Source organism: Treponema sp. J25 (assembly GCF_004343725.1).
Lineage (GTDB): Bacteria > Spirochaetota > Spirochaetia > Treponematales > Breznakiellaceae > J25.
Genome location: NZ_PTQW01000041.1, coordinates 47,677 through 69,094 on the forward strand (window position 1 = coordinate 47,677; position 21,418 = coordinate 69,094).

Genomic DNA, 21,418 nt, shown 5'->3' on the forward strand with positions numbered 1-21,418 from the left:
TCTTCTCACCTCCTTTCCGCTTACCGGTCAGAATTACGTGCCTTCGCACGATAGGTCGATATTCTACTGAGAATAGCATCTTTGTCAAGCAGAGGATTTGTGATAAGACTATCGGGGTTTGCGCTTTCCCCCTGGATGCGAATTTCCCAGTGGAGATGGGGCCCCGTGGAAAGGCCAGTAGAACCACTGGTGCCTATGAGGGCCCCCTGCTCAACTATTTCTCCTACCGCTACCGAAATAGTATCCATGTGGTAGTACAGCGAATACACCCCCGGGGCATGTTCCAGAATAACCGTGTTCCCCGTTACCAGGCGATATCGGGCCAGGGCAACCCGCCCCCGTGCACAGGCGCGCACCGGTGTCCCCCGGGGAACGCCATAGTCAAGACCGTAGTGAATACTGGTGCTCTGCTTACCATTACTGTACCGGTACACCCGTTGATCTCCAAAGAAGGCGGTACGACGTTTGCTTGCCACCGGTTCCACCCAGGGTTCCTGACTGTGGAGAAGGGGTGTCGGCGTGGTAAGGACCTGCCAGAGTTCCCGGCTTTCCGCTTCTTTACGGGGATCCGGTTTGGTTAATAGGTCGGTGTTTGTGCTATCCAGGGCTATTTCCATGGAAACGAATTGGACCGGTTCCAGAGAGATGCTTCCTTCTTGTAAGGGCTGTTCTCCTTTAAGAATCCGGATAAGGATGGTAGCTCCCTCGTAGGCTGGACCGGTGGTAAGCAGGGCCATGGCAATAGTGCCGGTTTCTGTTTCATTTTGATAGGTATCAAAGATGAAAAAGGGACTAGAAAGGATCCTTTTCCCCTTCGGCGACAAAAGCTCGACCTGATAGTCGCTAAAGGAACCGGCGGCTTCTGTTTGGTTGGGTAAGAGGAACACTACTTGAAAGGCGTCTCCTATCCGGGGCTTTTCGGGATACACGAAGAAAGCGGTAGGTTCCTGGGCCCCCAGATAGGGACCCGTAACGATACAGGCGAGCAATGCTAAAATCTTATGAAACCTGTTTTTTTTCATGAGCAACTTCCGATCGTTTAAGGTCGGTGATGATAAGCTGCGGCGTTTCAGTCCCATTGAACCAATTACGCTGTAACCGAAATACCAGGTCCACCCGGTCGTGGAGGTCAAACTCGGTTTTTACCTTTTCTGCGGCCTGCCAGTATACGGCGGGCCACTTGTAGGCTCCCGCATCCACCGTCAGTTTTACGTGGGGGGCTCCGTTTTTCCCCATCAAAAGTATATCGATAATCGGTAAGCCCCGGGCAAGGAAAAAGAGGTGGTCGTTTGCCTCTCCATAGGGTTCAAAGGTATCTACTACCTTGAGGAGCTCGGGAGTAAGATAGCCATGGGGTAGTTCCGCATCGATATGGAGGATTTCTTCATCCCGGGCCTCTTCGAGTTCCATGCAGGCGCTGACTATTTTAAGTCGATCCAGAAAGAGGGGCCACTTCTCATGGTCCATGGTAAAACCTGCCGCATAATCATGGCCTCCCCAGTCGGTAAAAAGGTCTGCGCATTGTTCCAGCAAAGAACGGACATCGTATCCCCGGGTAGAGCGGAGGGAGCCCGAAAGGGTAGTTTCGCTGGTAAAGGCCACAGCGATGGCGGGGACTTTAAAGCGCTGTACCATCCGGGCGGCCATGATGCCCGTTACTCCCCGGTGGATTTCGGGGCCAAAGGCAACGACGAGCTTTCCCCCAAATTGTTCTAAGCTTGCCGCAGCCATCGGTTCTACTACCGCCCAGATGTCATTCCCCAGTTTTCGGCGATCCTCGTTCATCTGGAGAACCGCCTGGACGAGCTCCTCCCGGCGGGAAAGTTTTTCTTCTAACAGGAGTTCCACCGCCAGATCGGGCCGGCCCATCCTTCCGCTGGCGTTGATGGCGGGACACACCTGCCAGGAAAGATCACTGGCGATAATAGGTCGTCCGCTGAGGCCGAGCTTAAAGAAAAGGTCCGAGATCCCCGGCCGGGCCTTCTTTTCCATGGCGCTGACCCCATTCTTTACGATGATGCGGTTTTCGTTCTGTAAGGGCATCATGTCCGCGATGGTGCCCAGGGCAACGAGTTGGAGATCTTCCTGGTCTTCCTCCGTGTAAAGGTTTTCTTTTTTCTGAATATAGGTTACGAAAAGGTTGATAAACGTATCTAATTCGGTAGGGTTCCCTTCGCTATAGCGGGCGATACGGGAAAGTTCCTTTAATCTGAGAAGACTCTTCCCCGCCACCTGGGGAAATTCCCGGCCAATTTCTTCTCGTATATCTTGAAAGTAGGGCTCTATACCGGACCCGAACATTTTATGGAAATTGCGAACATGGAGCGGCCTATCCCAGACAAGAATAGGCGTGTCTTGAATGAGGGGCAGAATGCGGGTCTGTTCTATGGTTACCATACCGGGGATGATTGTTTCGGTAAGTCGCCGGACCACGACCAGGTTTCGAAGGATGGCAACCTCCACTTCAAAGGCATCGTTGGTGGGGCGGGTGGTTAATAAGCAGAGGTTTTGCCCGTAGAGACTGCTTTTCCGGGCAAAGCGGAGGGCCCACACGAGTTTGTAGGTCACCCCACAACCTGCCAGGTCCCGGAAGGGATAGGGGGTGTCTTTAAGTTTTGGATTTATGATAGCCAGGGCAGGGGGCAGTTCTTCTTGAGGGTTATGATGATCTACCACAATGACGTCGATGCCTAATTCCTGGGCCAGGGCAATTTCTTCATGGTTCGAAATCCCACAATCTACGGTGATGATGAGGGTTCCCCCCTGTTTTGCCCATTCTTGAACCGTTTGTCTTGAAAGACCGTAGGCATCGTTCCCCAGAGGAACCCGCCATTCTACGGTAAGCCCCATACGTTGTAATTGACGAACCAGGAGGGCCGTACTGGTGATGCCATCTACATCTCGATCCCCAAAAACCAGGACCTTTTCTTGTTCTTCCCCCGCCGACAGGATCCGATCCACCGCGTCTTCCATGCCGGGGAAGAGGAAAGGATTGTGGAGATAGCGTAGATCCGATTCAAGGTAGAATTGAATTTCTTCTCCCCGTAAAATGCCCCGTCGGGCAAGGATGGCCGCGGTAAGGGTATCGCAACCATACCGTTGGGCAAGGCTCTTTACGAGTTCCGGGGGTATTTCTTTCTTTTCCCATTTCATGAGGCGCAAATTTCCTTTGCCACAAGATTACGTGGTGCGGGGAGGGCGTCCTCTATATGCAGGGCTCCCTCCAGAAGGGGAAGCGCCTCCTCAAGGCTTCCCTGATCCTTACCCCACACAGTCATGACTAGTTCTCCGTTCTGGACTTTGTCTCCCCGCCGATGATGGAATTGGATCCCCGCTGTGGGACTGACCGGATCGCTGGTGGTGTTTCTCCCTACGCCCAGGAGCACCCCTGCTCGGCCTATGTCGTAAGCATCGATGTGGGTGATATATCCACTCCGGGGTGCCCGGACTTCTTTCCAATGGGGAGAGCGATAGGTCCCCCGTAAGCGGAGGAGTTCTTCCGGCTTGCCGCCCTGGGCTTCCACATTTTTAAGAAAGAGTTCCCGGGGTTTGCCGCTTGCCAGGGCTTTTTCACAGAGTTGGCGGGCAGTGCTTGCATCGGGGGCCTTTCCCGCCAGCAGTACCATCCGGGCGGCAAGTTCCAGGGTAACCTCCATGAGATCCGCTGGACCCTTTCCTTCAAGACAATCAAGGCTTTCTTCGACCTCTAAAAAGTTTCCTACCATGGTCCCCAGGGGTTCATTCATGTCCGTAAGCAGGGCAATAATGGGTTTCCCCATGGCCTTGCCCGTTTCTACCAGGGACCGGGCCAGTTGTTCCGCCTGGGAAAAATCCTTCATGAAGGCACCAGACCCGAATTTAACGTCGAATACCAGGGCTTCTGCTCCTTCGGCCACCTTTTTGGAAAGAATACTCGCGGTAATGAGCGGAATCGATTCCACCGTGGCGGTCACATCCCGTAGGGCGTACAGGAGCCGATCCGCCGGGACGATCTCGCTGGTCTGGCCGGTCATGGCAAAGCCGGTGGTTGCAAGGATGCGCCGGAATTCTTCCACCGAAAGGTTTGTTCGATAGCCGGGGATGGCTTCCAGTTTGTCCAGGGTTCCTCCCGTGTGCCCCAGGGCCCGGCCAGACATCATGGGATCCTTGATTCCCAGGGAGGCGACGAGGGGTGCCAGGATAAGGCTTGTTTTATCCCCCACTCCCCCGGTGGAGTGTTTATCCACAAAGGGGCCTTCTATCCCCGAAAGGTCGATGGTTTTTCCGGAATGAAGCATTATCTCCGTAAGAGCGCCCGTTTCCCGGGGAGTCATCCCCTGGAAGTACACCGCCATTGCCCAGGCAGAAACCTGGTAATCCGGGATACGGCCCTCCACATATCCTCTGATAAGAAACTCTAATTCATCCCGGGAAAGCTCTTTGCCATTTCGTTTATTCATGATGATATCTACCGCTCGCATGATAGCCCTCCTTCTGGGTAGGTCCGCTTTTTGTTATTCCTCATGCCATTGTATCCTTTTACCACTGAAGGCAGTGTATAGTCCCTCTCCTACCTGTATAGCCCTGGCAAGCACCTCATCCTCAAGGGTGTACCGGAGGGCCTGCGGGCCATGCTGCTTGTGTACCTCCCTGAACCAGCGCCGGAATCCCGGGTACAGGGGGACCGCTGCCAGTCCAGCTGAGGGAGCCGCCCTTTCCCGGCAGGTGGAACACACCAGGAGATTCTGGTCCGGGAGATACCATAGTATATCAAGATGACCGATGGGGCAAGCGCAGGAACCACAATGGGAAAAATCGGGAAAAATCCCCAGAATGTCCAGATACTGCCATATGAAACAAAGCACCAGGTGTCGCCGTTGGTCCCGCTGGGCCTCCGCCAGGATTTCCAGGCTTTCATCTAAAAGAAGATATACCTCTTCTGGATTGGCGCCGCCGCCATGTCCCTGGAGCACCAATTCGACAAGAAAGCTGGCCGCCAGAATTCTCCCATAGTCTTCCCGAATGCCGGGGCGCCAGGTTTCTACGTCAAAATCGGTTACCTTGCGGCTATCCCGCACCGGATCGTGGTATACCCACAGCGTACCCCTATTAAAGGAACTCACGTGGGAACGTAGCTTGCTTTTGGGGCCGCCAAAAAGGGTCGCCCGCAGGAGCCCCTCTTCCCGGGTAAGGAAGACCGCCTCCCGATTCGATTCGCCTGAGTTTTTTACCGTCAGAACGATGGCCTGGTAGGTTTTATTGCGTGCCATACGGTACTACTCTGAGGGGAGCTGGTTTTTCTTTTAGGCCCGAAGTTTTCCGGGGGCGCACGGGGCTTTTCTTCCTCCTATGAGAACTGTTCAAAATAGAACCGCCCATCTTATGACGAACCCTGGGGAAGGGAGCTAAGGTCCAGAGCAAACACCTTACTCTTTCGTTTGTAATCGTAGAGGCGGCGTTTCCGCTCGGGAAGCTCTTCTACGGAAATTTCCTTGAACCCCAGGTACTCAAACCAATCGTGGGTCCGGGTGGTGAGCACAAAAACCCGCTTCATGCCCTGCTTGCGGGCCCTTTCTATGAGATAGCCCACGATACGGCGCCCCATGTTGAGTTCCCCGTAGAGGGGATCTGTGGCCAGGGCGGCAATTTCTCCCTGTCCTTCCCCCCAATCGTGGAGGGCTCCACAGGCGTGTACGGACCCATCGATGTCAAATACCACGTAATCCTTTATCTTTTCGTGAATATCGTCGGCGCTGCGGCGGAGGAGTATCCCCTGTTCCATAAGGGGTTCCATGAGCCGCAGGATCTGGGGGATATCGTCAGCCAAAAGGGGCCGGATCGACTCATATTCATCGGCGTAGATCATGGTCCCTGCCCCCAGATTGGAAAAAAGTTCCCGGAGTACCGCCCCTTCTTCCCGGCCGTCTACCAGGTGTACCCGCTCCACCCCCGCCCGGCCTGCCCGCAGGGCCAACTGGAGTTCTTCCAGGGGGCGGTCCTTTTGGGGGCTGTTCATATCCAGGATGGCCTGGGCTTCCTGAAGGGTAAGGCGTCCAATACGGCCCGAGGCATCGCAGGAAAGGTTCGCCGGCACCTGGTAGTGGGATGTCATGAGAGGTCCATGGGCTGAAAGGATAAAGAATTTTACCGCCCCCAGGGCCCGGCATACTTCCAGGGCTATTTCATCACTGGGAAGATTGTAGGGCTTCCCCGCAATACTCCAGCCGATACAGGGAATAATGGGAACCATCCCCATCTGGAGTACCCGTGACAGGGGTTCTACCAGAATTTTTTCTACCACCCCCGAATGCCCATAATCGACTCCATTTACCACGCCTAAGCCACGGGCGCGCACAAAATTACCGATCACCGAGTCGATACGGCTCGCCGAAAGGGCCGTCATAAAGCGGGTCGCCACTTCAAAGGCCGCCATTTTTACAAAGGGAATGGCCTGGCCTGAAGTCAGCCGGACGGTCCCCTCATATGACCAGGGAATTTCGTATTCCGTGAGGACCGCATCAATCCATTCTTTGGCCCCCGGTACAATCACAACCCGGATGCCCGTTTGGGCAAGCAAGGCCAGGTCGTTCATCAGGGAAGGAAAGGATGGGGCTTCGGTAAGGGGATAATCAACTTTAAACACCATCGTCCTTCCGTGGAAGCGGCTCTGGTAAAAAAAGGCTTCCCGGATGAGTTCTACCTGACTCGTTTGTTGCATGCCCCTGCCCCTTGTGTGGTGGTATGGTTTTACTGATTATAGTCTTCTCCTTTTTTTTCGGAAAGGGGCCACCGGTGAAAATGGTCTTTCCTCTCCTTTGTCGCCATACGGTTCTGCCCCAGAACATAAGGGTAGCCGCGTACCCTTTTGCCTGGGAGCTTTTTAGAACCTTACACCGGGAATTTTTGTGCTTTTGGTCTTTCTATTTGCTTTTTTGCCCCATATTTGCGATATTTTAGCCAGAGGTTGCACTATGTCAGATCAACAAGGCATCGTTCCTATTGAACAAATATTACCCAACAAATTGTACCTGGTAGCCCTCATGGGGCGCCCCATATTTCCCGGTATTTTTACTCCCATCATGATTGGGAATCCCACCGACGTAAAGGTGGTGGAAGAGGCCCTCTCGGGAGACGGGCTCATTGGGCTCGTGATGTTGATGAATGAAACCGAGAATCCCACCATCGATGACCTGTATAAGGTAGGAACCGTGGCCAAAATCGTAAAGAAGATTAACCTTCCCGATGGGGGGGTGAATATCTTCATTTCTACCCTGAAGCGCTTCCGGATAAAAAAGGCCCTGAATCCGGCAAACCCCATCGTGGCGGCGGTGGAATATCTGGAAGATGAAGAGGATGACACCAGCGAAGTAAAGGCCCTTACCCGGGCCCTGATCAGCGAGATGAAGCAGATCTCCGAAAACAACCCCCTCTTTTCGGAAGAGATGCGCCTGAATATGATCAACATTGATCATCCCGGGAAGATCGCCGACTTCATTGCCAGCATCCTTAATATCGATAAGACCGAACAGCAGCGGATCCTGGAAATCCTTAATGTGCGCAAGCGGATGGAACAGGTCCTGGTCTTTATTAAAAAGGAGCAGGAACTGTTAAAAATCCAGAAGAAGATCCAGAAAGAAATCAACGAAAAGATTGAAAAAAGCCAGCGGGAATATTTTTTGCGGGAAGAGCTCAAGGCGATTAAACAAGAGCTGGGGATGACCACCGATGCGAAGAGCAGCGAGTACCAGCGCTTTAAAGAAAAGATCGAAGAGCTCCATTTTGAAGGGGAAATCAAAGAGGCCGTAGAACAGGAATTAGAAAAATTCAGCCTCATGGATCCCAACTCCAGTGAGTTTATCGTAACCCGCAATTACCTGGATACCATCGTGAACCTTCCCTGGAAAGATCCCGAACCCGAACAGTTTGATCTTCACCGGGCCCGGGAAATTCTGGAGGAGGACCACTATGGGCTTAAGGACGTGAAGGATCGTATCGTAGAGTATCTGGCAGTGCGAAAACTCCGGAAGGACACCAAGGGTTCTATCCTGTGCCTTGTGGGTCCCCCGGGGGTGGGGAAAACCAGTGTGGGCCGTTCTATTGCCCGGGCCCTGAATAAGCAGTTCTTCCGCTTTTCGGTGGGGGGCATGCGGGATGAGGCGGAAATTAAGGGGCATCGTCGGACCTATGTGGGTGCCATGCCGGGGAAGATCATCCAGGGGCTTAAAATCGTAAAGACCAAGGACCCGGTGTTTATGATAGACGAGATCGATAAAATGGGTTCCAGTTTTCAAGGGGACCCTTCCAGCGCGCTCCTTGAGGTACTGGACCCGGAACAAAACTACAGTTTCCGGGACCATTACCTGGACTTGCCCTTTGATGTATCCCATGTGTTCTTTATTGTTACCGCCAACACCCTGGATACGATTCCCCTTCCGCTCTTAGACCGGATGGAGGTGATTCAATTGCCGGGCTATATTGATGTGGAAAAACTGGAAATCGCCCGGCAGTACCTTATTCCGCGGAGCCTTGAACGGAATGGGCTTAAAAAGACCCAGGTACGCTATACCCGGGATGCTCTGCTGTTTATTGCTAATGGCTATGCCCGGGAAGCGGGGGTCCGTAATTTCGAAAAGAACCTGGATAAGATTCATCGGAAACTGGCAAAACAGGTGGTGGATGCTCTGGAAGAGGAGCAACAAACAGTCGATGGGGCATCCACTCCCCCTGCAGGGGCCAGCGCCGAAGCCTCGGCTAAGGAAGGGGTCTCCTCTTCGGGGAAACCTGCCGGCGAGGCCAGGGCAGTGCCCGATACGAGTCAGGAGGGAACCGTCTCGGCGCGGGTTTCCTCGGCAAAGGAAGAGGGCGCCCGGGAAACCTCCCCCGTACAGCTTGCGGCGGGGCAGGAAACGGTACCGGGTCAAGAAAAAGCCGATCAAGCGGCGAAGCCGGTGGAAGCCTCTTCTGCGCCTCGGGGAAAAGGAAAAGGGAATAACCTCGCCAGAAATGGACTTCCCCGCTTTGTCATCGATAAGCCCGCGGTGGAAAAATATCTGGGTAAACCCATCTTCGCAGAGGAAGAGATAAAACGGGCAGATCGGCCGGGAATGGCCGTAGGCCTTGCCTGGACAAGCCTGGGTGGGGACACCCTTATCATCGAAGCGGTAGCTATCCCCGGGAAAGAGGGGATTACCCTTACCGGTAAAATGGGAGAGGTGATGAAAGAGTCCGCTACCATCGCGTACACCTACACCCGTAAGTTGGTGGCAGAAAAATACGGCATTGGCCAGGAGTGGTTTGAAAAACATCACATCCATCTGCATATTCCTGAGGGGGCCACGCCAAAGGATGGGCCTTCGGCGGGTATTACCATGGCCACGGCCCTGGTGTCCCTCGTAACCGGTCGGGTCATTGCGGATCGCTATGCCATGACGGGGGAATTGAGCCTTACGGGCCAGGTGCTTCCGATCGGAGGACTCAAAGAGAAGACCATCGCGGCCCAGAGGAACCGGGCAAAGCATATCATCATCCCGAAGAAAAACCTGCGGGACCTTGACGAGATTCCAGAGCATGTAAAGAAGGGGATTGAATTCCACCCCGTGGAACGTTTTGAAGAGGTCCTTGCCCTGGTTCTGCCTGATTAAGCGATGTGGTACCGTGCTACGGGTCTTCTCGCGGAAGACCCGTAGCAAGAAGCCCCGTACCTGGAACGTCAGAGAATCTCCATCGAGGCCCGTTGAGGGCCCCGCCGGGGCCTCAGGCCTATCCCAGAACTAAAAGAAAAGCGACCTTCTAAAAAAGGTGTGGAAGTATCATGGTACCAATCCTCAAAGGGGCACAGAAAAGTGTACCAGCCCTTTCCACCGAGGAGGGCCGGTACCTTCAGTGGTGGCCCCGGCGGAAGCGCCCCCTTGCGAATCGTCAAAAAATGGGCATACTTATACCCTGGAGGATATGATGGCGGGTTTTGTGGACCTCTATAAAGATGCCGGACCAGAAGTAGCACAAAAGGCTCTGCGATTACGGGCGATTTTGTTGCTTGTTCTTATTATTCTGCCGGTAGTGAGTGTTCTTGATTTTGTTACGGGGGATCTTGTTAATTCAATCTTTGAGCTTTCCTTAGTGGTGATAAACGGTATTGCCTTTATTATTCTATATCGAGGAAACTATAAGCGGGCTGCCTTTTTGGCTATTATTGCTACGACGGTGATGTTACTGATCATGTCCCTCGTGGTAAGTAGTCGGGAAGCAACCCTTTTGTATCGTAATGTGGCTTTCAATGCGGTGGTGTTGGCCTTTATAGTTTTATTCAGCAACGATATGCGTCTTGCTGTAGGAATTTCTCTGATTCAGGCGACAATTTCCCTTGTGCTTTTTGCGTTTGCTTTTCTTTTACCGGCGGGGCTTCCTATTTCTGCTATTGTGATTAATCTTGTGGTAAGTTTAGTACTTCATTTCTTTCTTTCGTACCTGTTATTTTCTTCTACCAAAATACAGAATGAATTGAATAAGGCCCTGCGGGATGCGAGTGAGCGGGATCAGCAGCAGATTGAAAAGTATGGTACCATTGTTGAAGGAATAGCAAAGAATCTCGAGTCCCTGGGACAGCTTTCGAATCATCTCCAGCGGATTCGGGATCTGCTTTCGGAATCTACGGGGGCGGTGATTTCTATCGAAGCCCGGATCCGGGATCTGGAAAACGCCGCAGATACGACGAATCAGGCGGCTACTACCATTGGTAAGCGAATAGAAGATTTAAATCGCAATATAGAAGAACAGTCCGCAGCCCAGATAGAATCCTCTGCTTCGATTAACGAAATGGTCGCCTCTATCCGTAATGTGGCCGAATCGGCCAACCGGCGACGGGCTTCCCTTGCCCAGCTTGACGGTACCGCCGACGAGGGAATGCAGCGCCTCGATGGCCTCCTTTCCCACATTGGTCGTATAGAAGGAAGTATCGGGGCTATCCAGAAAATGGTGGGGGTTATCAATGCTATTGCGGGTTCCACGAACCTCCTATCTATGAACGCGGCCATCGAGGCGGCCCATGCGGGAGAGGCGGGCCGGGGGTTTGCGGTGGTGGCCGAGGAAATCCGCAAGCTTGCCGATACGGCAGGAAAAAATGCCAAGGAAATAGGGCGACAACTCCAGGAAGTTATCGATGTGATAACCCGGGCTGCCGAGGAAAGCCAGGGGACCCGCAGTGCCTTTCAGGAAATTCGAAAAGAAATTACCGGCGTTATCACCGCCTTTGATGAGATTCGGACCGCCACAGCGGAACTCGCCGAAGGGGGAAGACAAATTCTCGAAGCCCTGGCTACCCTTAATACTCTATCGGGCCAGGTAAAGAGCGGTGGGGCAGAAATCAGCGAAGCCCAGAAGGCTCTAGAAAAGCTCCAGGGGAACATGTACACCGCCCTGGCATCCCTCCGGGATAATGCCCGCCTTGTGATGGAAAAGGATGGGGCCATCTTGAAGGCGGTCCAGGAGGTTGCTTCGGTGAGCGAGGCAAGTTTCCATCATGCAAAAGAATTGCATGGTCAGGTTGCCGGTTCGTAATTGGCTATGAGGGAGCGGCAAGAACTTTTTTTCCCCCTTGATAACAGTGCCATTTTTATGGCCGCCATTGCCGGGCGAAGGGGGCCTTTTATTTATCAGTTCTATGTGGAACTGCGTCATCCGGTGGTGCTGCCTGCCCTGGAGATGGCGGTGGAGCGACTTTTCCCCCGATTCCCCTATCTTTTTGTCCGGCTCCGGCGGGGGGTATTCTGGCAGTATCTTGAACCCTTAGACAAACCACCGCCGGTGGAACGCTTACCCCCTGCGCCGGGCCTCTCTATGGGATCTATTTCTCGAAAAGGACTCTTACGCATCTATGTACGGGGGCGGCGTATCGCCTGCGAATTCCATCATGCCATTACGGATGGCACCGGGGCTATCACCTTCCTTAAGGCCCTGGTGGTGGAATACTGCCGTCAATTGGGGATAGGGCGGGAACTAGACCCCCAGATACTGGCTGGCATCCCCCAACCGGAGGAAGCGGTGGACCCCGCCGAGTACGAAGATTCTTATAATCGATACTTTCGGCCAGGGCCGCCGGTGCCAGAAACCCTGCCCCCGGCCTTTGTGATTCCCGGTTGGCGGATGCGTTTCGGCTACCGGGAAACCATAGGCACGATTCCCCTCGAGCCACTGCTTTCCTATTGCAGGGGAAAGAAGGTGAGTATTACGGAATTCCTTGTGGCGGTCCATATAGCAACTCTTCAAGACCTGTACACTGCTCTTCCTGCTAAGAAACAGCGGAAAAGTAAAAAAATCATTTCCGTACAGGTGCCGGTAAACCTGCGAAAAATATACCCTTCCCGAACATTGCGGAATTTCTTCCTTTTTGTGGCTCCCTATATTGATCTTCGCCTGGGCTTTTGGTCCTTTGAGGAAATCCTTAAGCGGGTACACCATCAGATGCAACTAGGGCTTGAAGAAAAAGAACTGGTCCGTCAGATTAAACGAAACGTGGGAGGAGAGCGGAATCCCTTTAATAGACTTGTGGTCTTGCCTATCAAATTACTGGTGTTGAAGCTTATCAATGCCCTCATCGGGGTGGGATCCTATTCGGGCTCCCTTTCTAACATTGGGTCGATAGAAGTACCTCCTCCCTTTGATGCGGAAATAGAGCGTTTTAGTTTTCTTACCAGTCGGGCCCACAAAACGGGGGCCAACATTGGGGTCTGTAGTTTTAAAGAAACCCTGTATATCATTATTGGAAGCACCGTCGGGGAGGTTGAATTCGAGCGGCTCTTTTTTCGGCGTCTTGCCTCCTGCTCCTTGCCGGTTACGGTGCTGATGGAACGATATGGAGGAAACGAATGAATCTGCGGTATTGCCCTGCCTGTGGGGTCTTTGTTCGTGCTACGGATCTGCAGTGCCCCCTTTGTGGGAAACCCACTATTGAAGGGGGAAGTGTACAGGAGGGAGAAAAGCTTCCCGAACAGCCCCCTATTGTTTCTGGAAGAGAAGTTTCGGCTACAGGGAACTCCGATCCCTATGGAGAGATGAAGAATCTTTCCCGGGGAGAAAAACGCTTTATTGTGGTGGAACTCCTCTCAGTGTTTAGTGGCATTGCGGTGGTGGTAACCCTTTTGGTGGATCTTTTCACATCCCATCGTATTGGCTGGTCCCTGTATGCCCTTTTTGGAATTATTGCCTTCTGGCTTATGGTGAATATTCCCCTCTTGTTATACCGTCATCCCTGGATAGTGGTGGCCATCCTTGTCCCTTCGTTGCCACTCCTCGTGTTTATTTTTGATGTCCTGGACGGGAAGATTACCTGGTTCCTTCCCTTTGGATTCCCTATAACGATACTTACCGAGCTTTCTCTGGTGCTTACGGGGCTTTTCATAGGAATTATGAAACGCAAAGGCCTGAATGTTTTTGCGGTGCTGCTGCTTGGGGCTACTCTCTTCTGTGTAGGATTAGAGGGCATCCTTTCTCTGAACTTCCAGGGAAGGCTCCTGTTTAGCTGGTCTGTGGTGGTGGCCCTTTCCTGTGTTCCTATGGCGGGTATTCTCTTTTATCTTCACTATCGTATTATGCATCAGGCCTCGTTGCGTAAACTTTTCCGATTGTAGGCGCTGAGCCCTTCTGTGACAGAGTCTCCGGGTTAGGGGCCTCTTATCAAAGGTGCTCCTAACCTCGCGGACCTCTGGTTTTTACCCTCCTTTAGTTTCTCTTGCCACGGTTCCCTGCTTACGATACAATGGCGCCGGTTATCACAGTTATTACCGGTGAGAAAATTACGAATCGGAGTTGCCACATGCTCAGCACCATGCGAAATATTGGTATCATGGCTCATATCGATGCAGGAAAAACAACCACCACCGAACGCATTCTCTACTATACGGGTAAAAGTCATCGAATAGGAGAAGTAGATGATGGGGAAGCCATCATGGACTGGATGGAACAGGAGCAAGAACGGGGAATAACCATCCAGAGCGCGGCTACCACAACCTACTGGCGGAACCATCAAATCAATATTATCGATACCCCCGGCCATGTGGACTTTACTGCGGAGGTAGAGCGGTCGCTCCGGGTCCTGGATGGGGCCATCGCGATTTTTTGCGCCGTCGGTGGGGTGGAACCCCAGACGGAAACGGTGTGGCATCAGGCGGATCGCTATCGGGTGCCCCGGATTGGCTATATTAACAAAATGGATCGACTGGGGGCCGATTTTTTTCAGGTTTTGGAAGATATAAAGACAAAACTGGGTGCCACCCCCGTACCTATCCAGCTTCCTATAGGAAAAGAGTCTTCTTTTGAGGGCGTTATCGATCTCATAGCTTTGCAGGAAATTCGCTGGGATCCCTCCACCGATGGGGAAAAGATGTACTACAGCCCCGTGGCAGAGGAACGGATGGCCGAGGCCCTTCGGTATCGGGAGCACCTGATCGATGTGCTTGCCAGCCATTCCGATGAAATTACCGAACGATACCTGGCGGGGGAAGAAATCCCCCAGGATTTGATAAAAAGGGAACTGAGGAAACAGGTGCTGAATCGGACGCTGGTTCCTATTTTGTGTGGCGCTTCTCGCCGTAACATGGGGGTACAGCCCCTCATCGATGCGGTGGTCGATTACCTCCCCGCCCCGGATGAGGTAGAACCGGCGGTTGGTTTTCATCTTAAAAAGGAAGAGGAAATCCAGATACCCTGTGATCCCAAAGGGGTACCCCTGGGGCTGGTGTTTAAAATTCAATATGATCGAGAAGCGGGGAGCCTCTGCTATGTCCGTATGTATTCAGGTTCCATTAAACCGGGGGCGGTGGTTTTTAATGTGGGAAAGAAAAAACGAGAACGGGCAAATCGTATCCTCCGGATGCATTCCAACAAATCGGAGCCCATGGATGAACTTAAGGCGGGGGATATCGGCGTCATTGTGGGGATGAAACTGGCCCAAACGGGAGATACCATTGGCAGCGAGGGGTACCCGGTGGTGCTAGAAAAAATGCATTTCCCCGAACCGGTTATTTCGGTGGCCATCGAACCCAAGAGTGTGTCGGAACAGGAAAAATTGCGGGAGGTTCTGGAAATCCTTTCCCGGGAGGATCCTACCTTTCTTATTAAAGAGAATGAAGAAACGGGGCAGCTTATCATTTCGGGTATGGGAGAACTGCACCTGGATGTGCTCGTTACCCGGATTTTAAAAGAATACAATGTGGGGGCAAAGGTCGGTAACCCCCAGGTAACCTACCGGGAGTCCATCTCTAAGGTAGTGGAACATACCCAACAGTTTAGCCGCATGCTGGCAGGAAAGGAAAATGCGGCCACCCTTACGATCCGTCTTGAGCCGCTTCCCCGGGGTAGTGGCAATCGATATACCTGCCAGGCTAAGAAGACCCTCGCCCCAGAAGAAATCTTTGATGCCATTGAACGGGGAATTCAGGCTTCCTTTAATTCGGGGATTGTCCTGGGCTACCCCTGTATCGATGTGGGGGTGACCCTCCTGGATATTGAGTATTCGGAACTCACGGGAACAGAGTTTGCTTTCGAAGCCTGTGCCAGTATGGCCTTTGACGAGGCTGCCCGAAAGGCCGATCCCATTTTGCTCGAGCCTATCATGTCGGTAACCCTTATTTCTCCGAAGGAGTATGTGGGTGACGTGATTAGCCTGGTGGTTCAGCGGGGCGGTATTGTGCAGAGCATGGATTCCAAAGCCACGGTGGACCAGGTAAAGGCCGAGGCCCCGATGGCGAGCATGTTTGGTTTCATGACGGCCCTCCGTTCCGTGAGTCAGGGGCGGGCTACCTTTTCTATGGAATTTTCGCATTTTGAAAAGAAGTCATCCCGCTAGTCGAGTGCGGGAGGATAGGAAACAGGAGAGGGGGTAACGTTGTAGTAGGTGCAGGCGATAGGTTTCTCCCCATGATAAACCAGGAAATCCTGAAAAGGGCCCTCTGGATACGGGATCCCCACAGGGGTTACAGCACAGAGGCCCTTTTCAGTATATATCCCCGTGATTAAAAAGCCGTTTAAAAAAGTTAACAATGGCGTTCCAGATTCGCCGAAAAATCCCCGGGTTGCGGAGCTTTCTCAGCCGTTCCAGACCCTTATCGAGCTCTTCTTCGGTAAAGGCTTTGCGATTGATGTTTTCTTCCAGTTCCAGTTCCAGCTTGGTAAGCTCATCCTGGGCATCCACAATAAGGGCGTTAATGGTACGCCATCCCAGTTGCTTCGCCGCTTCCAGTCGTCGATGCCCCGCGATGAGCACGTTCTTTTTATTGATCAATATAGGGTGGAGTAAGCCGTAACGGCGCATACTGTCCATAAGGCTCGAAAGATCTCCCAGGTCTTTTCGTACCCGTTTCTTTACAATAATTGCATCGATTGGGACCTGCATAGGGTTCTCCTCTTTATGGACTTATATTCCCGTCTGCAGGGGTGGACTCCCCTGAATTCTCCGAATTTTCTGAGGAGTTTGAAGGAGTAGGCGGTAAAAGATCAAGGTTGAGCTCGGGCATTCGTAATTGGTCGAGAATCCCCGAATTCTCAAGATGTATGGTATCCTCCCGTAATGTTTCAAGGCCCCACTGACGTTGAGAGGTCAGGTTTTCATGGAGATCGCAGTACTGGGTTGGCTGAGTTCCTTCTAAGAAGGGAAGCGTTACCAGCCCATCGGTACAGTTAGAGGTTGGTAAAAGACCAGAACGAGTACAGACGGTAACTTCAACTATGCCGGTAGAAGGACGGACAAATTCTTTCATGGGGAGCCCTTCGTGGATAGCCCGCATGTACTCCACCCACACGGGACCCGCAATACTTTCTCCCGTTTGGGTGACACCGAGGGAATTCCCTGGCTTGTCAAAGCCAAACCACACGGCGGTACTGTAATAGGGACTATAACCGACAACCCATACATCGGCCCAGTTCTGGGTGGTTCCTGTCTTAGCTGCCACAGGAATGGTATAGCGCTTCCCGCTGCTATCGGTATAGGTGAACTTTGTTCCCCGGGCAGTTCTATAAGAAAGGGTTCCTGATTCCACGGTTTTTCGTAATAGACTCGTCATGATATACGCATTCTGCGGACTGATAAGCTGGGTGGCGCTGCCCCGACGCTTTTGTTGGAGCCGCAGTTCTTTTTCGGGGTCTAAAATTACTTTACCGTTACGGTCTTCCACGGCCCGAATCGCAATAGGGGTAACTTCTCGCCCCTGATTGGCGAATACCGCAAAGGCCCGGGCCATCTGTAGGGGGGAAACGCCGATAATACCCAGTCCGAGGGGATACACCCGGGGGAAGACCCGGGCCTTTTCTTTGGGGTCCGTAATGCCAAGCAAGAGGGCTGCCCGATCAATGGCTGCATCGAATCCAATCGTATCAAGGATCTTCAGGGAAGGCACATTTAAAGAAAGGGCCAGGGCCCGCCATACAAGGACCGGGCCATACCAGTTTCCTTTATAGTTCTGCGGAAGATAGGGGGTGCCATCTTCGTTATAAAAAACGATAGGAGCGTCATATATCAAAGTCGCAGGAGTAATCTTTCGGGTATCGATAGCCGCGGAGTAATAGAGGGGTTTGAAAGAACTTCCTGGCATCACCTTTGCCTGAACTGCTCGAATTAGCTGGTTGGATTGGTCATACTTGGATCCACCTACAAGGGCTTTGATGTATCCTGTCTCGTTTTCTATGGTGATAAGAGCACCTTCGACGGTATTTTTTTCCGCCATTGCCTTAAGTTGCGCATAGGCTGTATTGGTAAGGGGCTTAAGTTCCTGGACATTGAACATCAGGGCAAGCACATCTATTACGGGGTTTACGCGCTCACTATATCGACCCATGACGCGATTCTCTACTTGAGCTTCCCCTGCGCTGTTTATCTCATCAATTCCAAAGGCGAGAGATAAGAGCTGAACAATGGGAATGTACAGATTTTCTGCTGTTGTAAGACGGGTGCTCTGGGTTTTTTTAAACTCCTCGTTTGCATTTGCGAGCCCTAGGGCCATCTGTCGATCCGCTACGGCCTGAAAGTTAAGATCCAGCGTGGTATGGACCACAAAACCGTCCTTGTAAATGTCCATACTGCCATACAACATTTGTTCAAGCTGACGCCGTACATATTCACTGAACCAGGGAGCTTTATCGGAGCGGGAAAAATACGCGGAGGTTGAAACACGGGTATAGTCATAGTTATCCCAGTATTCATTAAAGGATCGCTCCGCTTCCTCTTTTGTTACGTACCCCAGGGATACCATTTTATCCAAAACCGCTTTTTGTCGGTCCCGGGCTATGTTGGGATTATCCAGGGGGTTATAGCGGGCAGGACTAGAAAGCTGAATAACCAGGATCGCCGCTTCTGCCAGGGTAATGTCCCGAACGCTGTGGCCAAAATAGAATTTGCTGGCCGCTTCAACGCCATAGGTACCGGCTCCCATGTACATCTTGTTGAGGTAAAGCTCGAGAATCTCGTTTTTTGTATACCGCCGTTCTAATTGCAGGGCCCACCAGAGTTCCCGTAGTTTTCGCATGATCGTTCGTTCCGAACGGTCCGCATACAGGGTTCCTGCAAGCTGCTGGGTAATGGTAGAGCCTCCGCCAAGATTTTTCCCGATAATTTGACCCACGAGGGCCCGCATAATAGCTTTAATGCTGAACCCATGGTGATGGTAAAAATCGGGGTCTTCCCGGGCCAGGACCGCCTGGATGAGGTGGGGCGGCACATCCTGAAGGCTGATGATTTCCCGTTTTTCTTCTGCAGAAAATTCGGTTATAAGATTCCCGTTGATATCAAGCACCTTTGTAGGAAGGGCCGGAGTGAATTCTGTGAAATTTTCTATATTCTTTACGTTGATGGTTTCTGCCAGAAAGAGCCCCATGCCAAGACCTAAAAAGATAGCACTCCCGATGATAAGTACCAGTAGAACTTTGAACCACCGGGAAGAGGGGCTGGATTTTTTCGATGTGGACGTCATGAACTAGAGCCTACGGAAGCACGTCGTTTTTGTCAAGCAAGGGACGGGATAAAAAAAGAGGCTGTCCTGCATTTCCAGAACAGCCTCTGCCCACAAGGCACGTCGGAGTATAGTGGTTTGGGAGGGGAACTATAGATCCGACAGTATTATCATCGGAGAAAAGCGAGACTACTTTAGAGGAGTACCAGTATTTTCTCTATTCTTCTTTTATTTGAACATCAATAGAAAAATTGATTGTATACTGTTTGCCTTTTTGCACCTGGAGCACCTTGGTAAGGGTGTATTCTCCGATGCGGAAAAGGAGTTCATGTTCTCCCACGGTAGTCTGGAATGGCATTCCCCTTTCTGCTATGGGTTGATTGTCGAAAAGAACTTCCACCGGTGCAGGGGCCTGAATGGTAACCAGGGGGACGATATCTTCTAACTCTACCACAAGATCAAGTATTTTGGCCCGTTCGATGATAAAAGAACGGCTTTCTGTTCTGAAATAATCGGACACGATAGTGATAAAATGGGTCCCTGTTTTGAGCAGCCGTTCTGTGCCAGAAGTGGTCCACAAAACTTCGTCCAGAAAAACCGAATAGGGCTTGTCCTTTAAGTGTTCAGGGGTTTTGATGTGGAGGCGCAGAACCCCTTCGTCCGCCAGGATTGGCTTTGCGGAAAGGGTAAATTCTAATCGCTCGATTTCTTCGGAAAGCCCCTTGATAAGGGGCATAAAACGGATGAGCAAGGGGAACTGCTTACTCGAAAGGATCGGCGTAAGCACCTTCACATAGGGTGATGAACGGAGCCCATGGTTTTCCCGAAGCGGAATTTGATATACCGACTGGATCTTCCCGGGGAGCACCTCAAAATACACCCGTTCTGCTTCTATATCTACTATCCCCGGTTTTAGTGTCCGTGGTACTGTGGTGTAACAGGCAAACCCGATACTATCTCTGTATTTTGTATAGATTTGAGGCATCCTAATCTCAAATTCAATTCCTTTAAGGAATCGGTCCCGGCTATCGATAGTAATAAGCACCGCATCGGTATATGAGAGGGTTATAGATTTACTTTCAACGGAAGCGGTGGAAATGTCCAGATTCCCTTTCAGGATAGTACGGAAACCCTCTGCAGGGAGTAACGTGGTGAGGAGAATAAAACATACCAGCGGCGATTTCCTGTTCATCGTCCCTTTCCCTGTAATGGTACCATTGATGCGGGGTCCCGGGTTTTCCCATTCTGTCGTATCTCAAAATGGAGATGGGGCCCTGTGGATTGTCCGGTTGTTCCTACCGTCCCGATTACTGTAGAGGAGAATACATCTTTATGCAAGTCTACTAAAATGGTTTTTAAATGCCCATACACACTGGTCCAGCCTCCTTCATGTTCAATTTTTATGTAGTTGCCATAGACCGCATTGTAGCCCGTTTCAATTACCCTCCCAGGACGGGTAGGAAACACCTCGGTTCCTTCGGGGGCTGCCAGATCGATTCCTTCGTGTCGTTGTATTGTGCCAGTAAAGGGATCTTTTCGTATGCCATAGCTACTGGTAAGGGTGTAACGACGAAGGGGGAGCCTGAATGCCACATTAAGAAAAAAGGCCCGTTCGGTAGGAGACAGGGAAGCTCCTGGATACACGTCATAGGATACGGCAATTCCTTTAGGAGAAAGACTAATAGAATAGGAGGTTTCTTTTCTGTGGGCCTGCTGAAGAAGATATTCCAGGTCTGTTTCTGGCTTTTGAGGAATGAAGATTCCGGGGAGAGAAGGGATCAAGATGGTCATTCCTTTTTTAAGTTCCGATGGATGACGGAGACGGTTTAAGGTCGCTATGGTTTCGTAGGGAAGATTACACCGGGCCCCAATACTGAAGAGGTCATCTCCTTCTCGTACGGTATATTTACATACCAGAAGTTCTTCTATTAAGGTTTTAATACTATCCTGTTCCACCCTCTCGGGGGATATGTTGATTCTCGCAAGCCGTTCTCGATTCTTTTGGATATCCTCCTGTAATTGAAGAAATAGGATATCCTTTCCATTAAGCTGTTCTATTTGAGGATACTGAGTAAAAGCAATAGGAGGAAATAGGCTCCCCCCCACTAGGAAGAGTGCCCGTAACCAGTGTAATTTCATGGTATGCCTGGGTACAATAAAAAAGGCCGCCTCCGTTTGTTAATGGGAGACAGCCTTTCATGGTGAAATGAGACAACCTCAGCCAGCAATAATGGCTTCGGTGGGACATACCCCGGCGCAGGCGCCACAGTCCTGGCACTTAGCAGGATCTATCCAGCGAGCCCCATCTTTTTCGGAGATGGCCTCCACAGGGCATTCTCCCTCGCAGGCGCCGCAATTAACGCAGGCGTCGGTAATTTTGTAAGCCATAGGTACCTCGCTCACAATAGGATACTAAATAATACCATATTTATAGATATAAGGGCAAGCCATATAGGCATGAGCTTTTTTTCATGGTCTCGGTGCCGTAATGCCTCAAAATAAAA

The 21,418-nt window shown here is 51.6% G+C and carries 15 protein-coding genes; 5 read left to right on the plus strand and 10 right to left on the minus strand.

The features are described 5' to 3' along the window. Positions 1–20 precede the first annotated feature (20 nt). The 5 genes from C5O22_RS11715 to argA form a co-directional block, all read right to left on the minus strand. Positions 21–1,022, minus strand: a complete 1,002-nt coding sequence (locus tag C5O22_RS11715) for a M23 family metallopeptidase (protein ID WP_165910517.1) — start codon at positions 1,020–1,022, stop codon at positions 21–23. Next, on the minus strand, positions 1,000–3,153 hold the full coding sequence (recJ, locus tag C5O22_RS11720; RefSeq protein ID WP_132782038.1) for a single-stranded-DNA-specific exonuclease RecJ: 2,154 nt from the start codon (positions 3,151–3,153) through the stop codon (positions 1,000–1,002). Before recJ ends, C5O22_RS11715 begins: the two co-directional genes overlap by 23 nt. Continuing rightward, the gene (locus C5O22_RS11725) at positions 3,150–4,460 is read right to left on the minus strand and encodes a thymidine phosphorylase (RefSeq protein WP_132782040.1); all 1,311 of its coding nucleotides are present in this window, start codon (positions 4,458–4,460) and stop codon (positions 3,150–3,152) included. Before C5O22_RS11725 ends, recJ begins: the two co-directional genes overlap by 4 nt. Positions 4,461–4,493: 33 nt before the next feature. Next, positions 4,494–5,249: a DNA repair protein RecO gene (recO, locus tag C5O22_RS11730; RefSeq protein WP_132782041.1), complete on the minus strand. Its 756-nt coding sequence runs from the start codon at positions 5,247–5,249 to the stop codon at positions 4,494–4,496. Positions 5,250–5,359: 110 nt separating this feature from the next. Beyond that, positions 5,360–6,697 (minus strand): amino-acid N-acetyltransferase, encoded by a 1,338-nt coding sequence (gene argA, locus C5O22_RS11735; RefSeq protein WP_132782043.1) that lies wholly within the window; start codon positions 6,695–6,697, stop codon positions 5,360–5,362. A gap of 253 nt (positions 6,698–6,950) precedes the next feature. Here argA and lon point away from each other — a divergent pair, with 253 nt between their 5' ends. The 5 genes from lon (at position 6,951) to fusA (ending at position 15,820) form a co-directional block, all read left to right on the plus strand. Then, positions 6,951–9,620, plus strand: coding sequence for an endopeptidase La (gene lon, locus C5O22_RS11740; RefSeq protein ID WP_132782044.1), 2,670 nt, complete (start codon positions 6,951–6,953; stop codon positions 9,618–9,620). 310 nt (positions 9,621–9,930) lie between these two features. Further along, complete coding sequence (locus C5O22_RS11745) at positions 9,931–11,535, plus strand: methyl-accepting chemotaxis protein (protein ID WP_132782046.1); 1,605 nt, start codon at positions 9,931–9,933, stop codon at positions 11,533–11,535. Between the two features lie 6 nt (positions 11,536–11,541). Beyond that, positions 11,542–12,846 (plus strand): condensation domain-containing protein, encoded by a 1,305-nt coding sequence (locus C5O22_RS11750; RefSeq protein ID WP_132782047.1) that lies wholly within the window; start codon positions 11,542–11,544, stop codon positions 12,844–12,846. Next, on the plus strand, positions 12,843–13,604 hold the full coding sequence (locus C5O22_RS11755; RefSeq protein WP_132782049.1) for a DUF6320 domain-containing protein: 762 nt from the start codon (positions 12,843–12,845) through the stop codon (positions 13,602–13,604). The genes C5O22_RS11750 and C5O22_RS11755 overlap by 4 nt, the downstream gene beginning before the upstream one ends. Before the next feature lie 185 nt (positions 13,605–13,789). Beyond that, a complete protein-coding gene (fusA, locus tag C5O22_RS11760) occupies positions 13,790–15,820 on the plus strand; it encodes an elongation factor G (protein ID WP_132782050.1) in 2,031 nt (676 codons plus the stop codon). Between the two features lie 147 nt (positions 15,821–15,967). Here fusA and C5O22_RS11765 read toward each other — a convergent pair whose 3' ends face one another. The 5 genes from C5O22_RS11765 to C5O22_RS11785 all read right to left on the minus strand — a co-directional run bounded on the left by C5O22_RS11765 (position 15,968) and on the right by C5O22_RS11785 (position 21,302). Further along, complete coding sequence (locus tag C5O22_RS11765) at positions 15,968–16,366, minus strand: ParB N-terminal domain-containing protein (protein ID WP_132782052.1); 399 nt, start codon at positions 16,364–16,366, stop codon at positions 15,968–15,970. 13 nt (positions 16,367–16,379) lie between these two features. Beyond that, complete coding sequence (locus C5O22_RS11770; RefSeq protein WP_132782053.1) at positions 16,380–18,935, minus strand: penicillin-binding protein 1A; 2,556 nt, start codon at positions 18,933–18,935, stop codon at positions 16,380–16,382. Between the two features lie 196 nt (positions 18,936–19,131). Next, on the minus strand, positions 19,132–20,106 hold the full coding sequence (locus tag C5O22_RS11775) for a hypothetical protein (protein WP_132782055.1): 975 nt from the start codon (positions 20,104–20,106) through the stop codon (positions 19,132–19,134). Continuing rightward, the gene (locus tag C5O22_RS11780; RefSeq protein WP_132782056.1) at positions 20,103–21,053 is read right to left on the minus strand and encodes a LysM peptidoglycan-binding domain-containing M23 family metallopeptidase; all 951 of its coding nucleotides are present in this window, start codon (positions 21,051–21,053) and stop codon (positions 20,103–20,105) included. The genes C5O22_RS11775 and C5O22_RS11780 overlap by 4 nt, the downstream gene beginning before the upstream one ends. A 78-nt stretch (positions 21,054–21,131) precedes the next feature. Continuing rightward, a complete protein-coding gene (locus C5O22_RS11785) occupies positions 21,132–21,302 on the minus strand; it encodes a DUF362 domain-containing protein (protein ID WP_132782058.1) in 171 nt (56 codons plus the stop codon). Positions 21,303–21,418: the final 116 nt, after the last annotated feature.